This window comes from uncultured Romboutsia sp. (assembly GCF_958366745.1).
Classification (GTDB): domain Bacteria; phylum Bacillota; class Clostridia; order Peptostreptococcales; family Peptostreptococcaceae; genus Romboutsia; species Romboutsia timonensis.
Genome location: NZ_CATXCO010000111.1, coordinates 1 through 7,574 on the forward strand (window position 1 = coordinate 1; position 7,574 = coordinate 7,574).

General features: G+C 28.0%; 9 protein-coding genes and 1 pseudogene. 4 read left to right on the forward strand and 6 right to left on the reverse strand.

Annotation, left to right across the window (positions count from 1 at the left end; all coding sequences use genetic code 11):
• Window positions 1–65: 65 nt before the first annotated feature.
• On the reverse strand, window positions 66–251 hold the full coding sequence (locus tag Q5F54_RS08305) for a hypothetical protein (protein ID WP_302334224.1): 186 nt from the start codon (window positions 249–251) through the stop codon (window positions 66–68).
• Window positions 252–371: 120 nt separating this feature from the next.
• A complete protein-coding gene (locus tag Q5F54_RS08310; RefSeq protein WP_302334225.1) occupies window positions 372–2,213 on the reverse strand; it encodes a glycoside hydrolase domain-containing protein in 1,842 nt (613 codons plus the stop codon).
• A 285-nt stretch (window positions 2,214–2,498) separates the two neighbouring features.
• Here Q5F54_RS08310 and Q5F54_RS08315 point away from each other — a divergent pair, with 285 nt between their 5' ends.
• Entirely contained in the window at window positions 2,499–2,867 is a 369-nt protein-coding gene (locus Q5F54_RS08315; protein WP_288701854.1) for a hypothetical protein, read from the forward strand.
• Window positions 2,868–2,939: 72 nt separating this feature from the next.
• Here the strand turns inward: Q5F54_RS08315 and Q5F54_RS08320 are convergent, their stop codons facing one another.
• The gene (locus Q5F54_RS08320) at window positions 2,940–3,965 is read right to left on the reverse strand and encodes a hypothetical protein (protein WP_302334226.1); all 1,026 of its coding nucleotides are present in this window, start codon (window positions 3,963–3,965) and stop codon (window positions 2,940–2,942) included.
• A gap of 466 nt (window positions 3,966–4,431) precedes the next feature.
• Here Q5F54_RS08320 and Q5F54_RS08325 point away from each other — a divergent pair, with 466 nt between their 5' ends.
• On the forward strand, window positions 4,432–4,959 hold the full coding sequence (locus tag Q5F54_RS08325) for a hypothetical protein (protein ID WP_288564890.1): 528 nt from the start codon (window positions 4,432–4,434) through the stop codon (window positions 4,957–4,959).
• A 65-nt stretch (window positions 4,960–5,024) separates the two neighbouring features.
• Here the strand turns inward: Q5F54_RS08325 and Q5F54_RS08330 are convergent, their stop codons facing one another.
• A complete protein-coding gene (locus Q5F54_RS08330) occupies window positions 5,025–5,240 on the reverse strand; it encodes a hypothetical protein (RefSeq protein WP_287938049.1) in 216 nt (71 codons plus the stop codon).
• 405 nt (window positions 5,241–5,645) lie between these two features.
• Here Q5F54_RS08330 and Q5F54_RS08335 point away from each other — a divergent pair, with 405 nt between their 5' ends.
• Window positions 5,646–5,885: a hypothetical protein gene (locus Q5F54_RS08335; protein ID WP_288248296.1), complete on the forward strand. Its 240-nt coding sequence runs from the start codon at window positions 5,646–5,648 to the stop codon at window positions 5,883–5,885.
• Between the two features lie 60 nt (window positions 5,886–5,945).
• Here Q5F54_RS08335 and Q5F54_RS13245 read toward each other — a convergent pair.
• Together Q5F54_RS13245 and Q5F54_RS08340 are read right to left on the reverse strand one after the other, a co-directional pair.
• Window positions 5,946–6,023: pseudogene (locus Q5F54_RS13245) on the reverse strand (hypothetical protein); the annotation flags it as partial.
• A gap of 29 nt (window positions 6,024–6,052) precedes the next feature.
• Complete coding sequence (locus Q5F54_RS08340) at window positions 6,053–6,277, reverse strand: (Fe-S)-binding protein (protein ID WP_302334227.1); 225 nt, start codon at window positions 6,275–6,277, stop codon at window positions 6,053–6,055.
• A 444-nt stretch (window positions 6,278–6,721) separates the two neighbouring features.
• Here Q5F54_RS08340 and Q5F54_RS08345 point away from each other — a divergent pair.
• On the forward strand, window positions 6,722–7,574 hold an 853-nt coding region (locus Q5F54_RS08345; protein ID WP_302334228.1), incomplete at its 3' end, for an MATE family efflux transporter.

The window sequence follows — 7,574 nt, forward strand, 5'->3', positions numbered from 1 at the left end:
ATTCCTATGTTACACAGAAATTATCTTGTTTTAGAATATACCATTTTTAAATTATCCTATTTTTACTAAATAAATTTCATAAAATAAGGTGCTGCTAATGGAGCTGCTAGTCCTCCTGTTTTTATAATAAAAGCAGACATTGCAACTACTGCTACTGCTGCAAATGCATCAGTAATTATAAATTCTTTCTCTACTTCATATATATCTGTTGGTCCAGCCTCAACAGGAACTTGAATTTTATTTGCTATCATTGCAGTTTCCCAAGCAACCTTATCTATATTAAATATCAATCTATAATATAATGTTCTTACAACTCCATCTGAATTTTCAACAGATGATGATGCCTCAAATGTTACCTCTACACCTAATGGTTAAAATTGAACTTTATATCTTAAATTAGGAGTTATATTTTGAACCAAAATTAATCTATTCATTAAGCTCGCGAAATTTTGACTTTTATCAAATTGAACTCCTACCGCATTAAATTTCCCTAAAATAGAGCTAGTAATATCAGTTCCAGCCATAGATAAATTTATAGTTTCTACTCCAGGACCTACAACTTTAGATGTCATAGATAATTCACAAGCTAATGTAATCTTAGGTATAAATGATAATAATGCCGCTCCCGTTCTTTGATTTAATTGCTCAATTTCAAGCCCTAAACCTTTAAATAAACCTTTATTTGTACCAAATTCAATCATTTCTTTTTCTATATCTATATCAATTAACTTATTAAAACCATTATCTAAGCCAGATACAGCAACCTTATCTATACTTAGTTTTCCAGCTCCACTTCCAATAACTAAGTCAACTGCAAATTGATCAAATGCCCAATCTTTAGGCATTACATATCCTAGATTACCACTAAATCCATATGATGATGATGATACAAATTTATTTTTAATAGATACCATACTACTTCTATCTAAGTTTAAACATACATTCCTACTTCCATAAACACCTATTTCATAAACAAATTCTTCCCTTGTAAATATATCAGTTATTCCTTTAAAATAATCTATAACATAATTTTCTATCTCTGATTGCTGCGGATCATAATCTACAGCAAAGTAAATTGTTGTTCCATGAGGTATTTTTAAACCTTTAGCTGCCTTTATAGCCTTTTCTGCTTGCTCAACTCCTTTTGCATAATTAAATGCTGAATTTGATGCTCCATACTCTTGGAATATAGGGAAAATAGATAATCCATTATCTATTATTAACTGAATTTCATCAAGAGTCATTTTTTTATCAAGTGTTCCACCTTCTACATTAGTTAAATACCTACCAACTATTTCATATCCTTCATTTTTTAATGTATTTATCTTATCTTGATCTAACCTTGTTGCTGTATCACACCCTTTAGCACTTCTTGATGTATCTCCATTACTACTTAACAATGATTTAATTACTGGATAGTCAATTACATTATTTATTTTAGGTATTAGTAAATCTTGTGAAAATTTAATAAGCTTAGATTCTAACTCCTTATCATATATAGATGTATTTACATTTACGCTATATCCATTACAAACAGTTGCATATCTAACTAACTTAACAAAATTATTACTATCTCCTAAATTCAAAGTTGGGCATTTAGAAATAGTGGTTGGACCCCATGAACCCGTTGCACTGCTTTTAGGTATTCCCATTTCTTTTTGAAGTCCATAAATTAACATTTTATTCATTTCTCTATCGTACAGGCCATTACAAGGACTTATTTGATAGTAATCATAGTAATCATAATTTAATTTTTGTTGTATTTCTCTAATCTCTGAAGTTCCACCTGGTAATAAAGTGAAAGCACTCATGTCTAGTAGAGCTTTCATAATATCTCTATTCATATTACCTGATGCATTTGGAAATCCCATATCTGCTTTTAATGATTTTACAGCCGAATAAGCTCCATTACCATATACACCATCAAATCCATTTGGATTATATCCTTTACAGTAAAGTCCTCCCTGTACTATATATACAAGGTTTCCTGTCGCTCCTTGATTTATATTTGGGCATAAATTATATGTTGTGGGTCCAAATGAATCACTTGTATTCTCTATACCTAATTCAATCTGCAAAGCTCTTCTTAAACCATAAATAGTTTTCCAGCCTGTTTTACCATTGGCTAAAACCCTATTAAATCTACCAGAAGCCTCATATTTACCATATGTCTCATTAAGCCAATTTTGAACTTTTAATACCATTAAATCCATTAATATCATCTCCTTATTTTTTACTTAACTATAAAAAGTTATTTTTAGTGGAAATGTAAACCAATGAAATCGGTTATTTTTTATAGCATAGAAAGATTGTCTACAGATATTATTAAAAATTACATTCTTTCAATTAAATATATCGTATAAAGCAAAATGATAATTATTACTGAGTATTACCCTGACACATAAATTAAAATAAAAAATATTACACTTCTAGAATTTATACAAATTTTGGTATAATAAAAATAGTTATTTAATTTTTTGGGGGAGGAAAAATAAAATATGAAGTCTATAAACAAAATAAATAAAAAAAAATACTATATAATATTTTTAACGGTTGTTGGTATAGTATCATTAGGTGGAACAATAGCGTATAAAAAATCTTATGATAGTTTTTTAGAGAATGCAAAGAATCAAACAATGAAAGAGCAAAATATAATACTATCTAGCTTTATAGGTAAAAATGAAAAAAAATTAATATATTGCTTAGAAACTTGGGGATATCAACTTTATTCAATCGGAGACAACTCAAAACTTTTCAAAAACGCTAAAGATCAATATCTATCATATAATATTTCTGAAATAGGTGAAGTTATAAGTATATATGATATTTATGGTCAAGCAGTAAATTTAAACGTACCTAAGGAATAGAAATATACAGGTTCATTATTATATAAATATTCTAACAAAAATAGGAAGGATTACTCCTTCCTGTTGATTTTATTACCAGTTACCTCTAATAAATCCAGTTGTTGGTTGAGACTCTATACCTGTAGAGACGAACCATGCATTAGCTGCATTCCAGTCACCAGCAGGTGGAATAAATCCTGAAACATTTCCATTTGCAGAACTTTCATACCCAACTATTCTTATCCAATTTCTATAAGTAGCACCTACTGATGCACCATTTTGTGCTAATACACGTTTACCATGAGGAGCACGCACTCCTATTTGATTAGCAGAACCATTATATATAGGAAGTCCTCCATTTGTAGAGTAATAAACCTTGTAACTACATCTCCATGTACCTATAAATTGAACTACCCCTATTCTCTTCTTTGTCCATGGTGTAAGTTTACCAGATGCAGTATCAGTATATTGATCTAAAAATCTTTCAATCATACCTCCACCTGGAGCACATAAAGATATTTTGTGTCTATTAACTTTTTTCCCACCATTTGTAGTTGTTCCTGTAGGACCTGTTATTATTGTAAAACTCTCTCTATTTGTAAGCTTTGCTGTATCTGGTTTATCATCAAATATACTCTTATATACTGGTAATACAAATGATGAGTAACTACCATCTACTTTAAATAATTGAGGTAAAGAACCATGATATGTTGTTCCATTAGGAGCATCCCAGTCAGGTGTTGTTGTTGAACTATAAGTTTGAGCATCTTTAAACTCACCTATTTCTTCTACGACCAATTTAAGTATTCCATCATATTCATCATCTGTCATTTCTGCGAAGACATAATGTATTCCTTTTTCTCCATTCTGACCAACTATAACCTCCTCTTCATCTGCTATTTTTCCTACTTCTTTTAACTTCTTTATTAAGCATTTGTGAAATTTATCATCATACTCTAATTCTTCTGGAGTTTTTTCCTTATTTTCTTCTATTTCTGCTACTTTTAATAGTTCTTCTCTCTCTGCTAAGAACTTCTCAGGTTCACTTAAAAATCTTTCGTGTAACTCTTCAGCTTGATGCTGTGTCAATCCAGTTTTTGGATCTTTAATTTCCGTCATAATAAAATCCCTCATTTCTTATCAAGTTTATTTTGTTTCTATCTATATAAAGAATACAAATATTAAAATGTAAATCTATATTTTAATATTTTTTATAGAATAACCTCTAATAAATTTTCAGTACTAAAATAAGCTATATAGTCCTAATTCATGGAATATATAGCTTATTTAGCATATCTAATTCTCTAATATCACTCTGAGTTTTTTAAAGCCCTCATATTAATTACAATCAAATCTCTTTTTAAATAATACATTTTAAAATACTTTTATATCTTCGCCATGCATATGCGGACTTTTCAACTGTATAGTTCTGTTAAAATGCATATTTTCATCTCCTATCTATTTCCTTATTTATAAAAAAACTTTTTTCTATATTTTGTAAACTTTAAATATGAATTTAGTTGTACTAATTGTCTGTTTTGTATATGATATAAATAAAACTAATTCAACTTAAGGGGGACTATAGATGAATTTTTCATATGTTAACACTATTGAGGACTACGTGGAAGCAGATAAAATAACCAGAAGTATAAATACGTTATATAAATTTTTTGGAATTTTCTTGCCTTGGTTTATATTTTCTATGGTTGGAGTAGTATTATTTTTTGATATTAAGTCAAGCGGAGGTACTTTTGCTCAACTCTTATGTATTGTACTTACAATTCTAGTTGTTACATGGTATTATTGTTTTCGTTTACCTGAGAGAATGGATAAGGCTCAATCTAAAAAAATTCATTCAAGTGGTAAAATAAATAAGATGATTTCATTTGAGAGAGAACTTGTTTTGACTGAAGAAAAATTATTACTTTCTATTAAAGATCAAAAGGTAGAAGTAAAACTTGATGATATTGGTTATGTTATAGAACGTGATAGTAAACTTTTTGTAATACATAGAAAGAAAAGTGTTGTGGCAATAATTCCAATTACTATATTCTCATCATCTATAGATAAGAGTGAATTTATTAGTAAGGTTACTAGTAAGGCAAAAAAATAAAGATAATAAAAAACTTCTAGTAGTTAAAAAGTTATACTCTAGAAGTTTTTTATTATCTTATTATTCTATTCCCTTGTGTTATCACCTTCACGCATAAAACCTAATAATGGTACACCAATAAATCCTGATGCTCCTAAGATTGCTATTGCAGCTTGTCCTACTGTTGCTGCAAGCCCTATCATACATATACCAGCTCCTACATACCCTAGCATCTTTATCCATTCAAGACTAGGTCCGTCTGTTGATGGCTCTGTCGTATACACATATACAGGAATTAACATAGGAGGTAAATGTAACCCATTCGGTTTTATTGTGATATATAATCTTTGATAAACTACTTTGTTTCTATTCTCTACAACTGGATCTGGAATTGTTATTGGTGCTTCTAGTATAATTAATATTTTTATTAATTAAACATTACTATATTAACTCGTTGTGCTAGTTAAATATATTTACTGAAAATACTATATTCTAACAATCTATATTTTTATAATTAAAATACTTTATATAATAATTTCAATATGTTTAATAAAATAACTATCATAACAGATTATATTAAGTTATGTATGTATCTTATATATTTTCATATAATAAAGTATGAAAACATTATATAAAAAGGATTTATATAACTTCTAAAGAATTATATTTCTTAGGAAGTATTATATAATATAAAAGGAGTGATATCTATGGAAAGAAGTAATAAATATGACTTAACTTGTTCCCATTGCGGTGAATTTATTTCTATTAATAACATTCCAACTGATGAAAATATTATAAATGATTCTTCAGTTGGAGAAATTAAAATTAGTAATACATATACTGGATATGGTACAACTGGTTGCTATAATTCTATGGATGTTGAATTAACTTGTCCTCGTTGCCATTATACATTTAAAACTACTGTAAGCAAAAACTCTGACCTATAAAAAAGTAAGTATATTAATAAAATGAACCTTTTGTCAATGGCACCTAGAAAAAAGATAGATTTAAAAAATTATCAAAAGCTGATTTCTGTATTGTATAGAAGCCAGCTTTTTTAGATTCCACATACAACGTTCATTATCGTAATAATTTTTACAGACCCAGTATACCCTTAATGCATTTTTACATAACTTTTAACTTTTTTAAAATTATATTCATTTCCTTTAAGATGTGCACATCTATTTATATTAGCCTCACCTTTTGCTAACATTATAGCAAAAGACAAGCAGCTTTGATATCTACACTTTTTACAATCTAACTTAGGTAAATATTTATAAATTTCTATTGGATCTACCTCATTATTTTCATAAAACATCTTTTTACTTTCTAAAAACATCTTCTTATCCCCCATTTAACTAAATATTAAGTTTTTCAACTAAAAAAAGATGACTCCTTTATTATAAAAATCACCTTTTTATCTTATCTATTTTTCTTATTACCAAATTCCCCATTAATTATAGTATATAATGTTTTGGCAAAATTATCTATAAACTTACCTGTAAAGATTGTATATTTTTGATTGTTGGCATTACTTTATCATTATAGTGTAAACTTAATTTTTATTTTAAAATTTCACATAATTTATCTATATATTAGTTGACATATTTAATTTTTAATAATATAATTTTAAATGTTTTATTAGAAATAATTTCTACAAATTATAATTTAAACTAAATATTTCTGTGTAAGTTTATCTTATACAAGTGTTGAACACCCACTTAAAAAACCTTCAAGTGGGTGTTTTTATTATAATATAAATATTTTCCTAAGGAGGTACTAAATGATAACTAACACATTGTCAAACTACAAAAAAGACAAAGAGTTTTACATTCGTTTGTTCGTAATAACATTACCAATCGCAATGCAAAGCTTAATAACATCATCACTTAATATGTTAGACACTATGATGATAGGAAAAATTGGAGAATTAGAACTTGCATCAGTAGGCATAGCAAACCAATATTATTTCTTATTTTCTCTTCTTACTAATGCTATAGCAATAGGTTCTGGAGTTTTAATAGCTCAGCTATGGGGTAAAAAAGATACTATTAATATAAAAAGGACTTTATCTAGATCACTATTTTATAGTTTAGTTTTAACTATTGTATTTATGATTTTAGGACTTATAATGCCAAATAAGATAATGGCTATATTTAATAATGATCCTACTGTTATTAAAATCGGTGTTGATTATTTAAAAATAGTTGTAATAAGTTATTTATTTACTACTATTACATTTACTTTTGCCTCTGGCCTTAGAAGTATAGGCAATACTCGTCTTCCTATGTTGGGAAGTTTTATCGGACTTATAGTTAATGGAGTTTTAAATGCAATATTAATATTTGGTTTACTAGGTGCCCCTAAGATGGGTATAAAAGGAGCTGCTCTTGCTACTTTAATAGCTAGAATAGTTGAGTTCTTAATAGTTGTTGGTGTCATTTACACTAAAGTTGATGTATTAAAATTAAGATTTAAAGATATGTTAGAATTACCTAAATCACTGTCTATAACGCTTAACAAAGTTACTTTACCTATACTTGCAAATGAAGCTTGCTGGGCATTGGGTAATATAACTTATACTGCAATATACGCAAGGATAGGTACTAGCGCTGCTGCATCTATTCAAATATGTT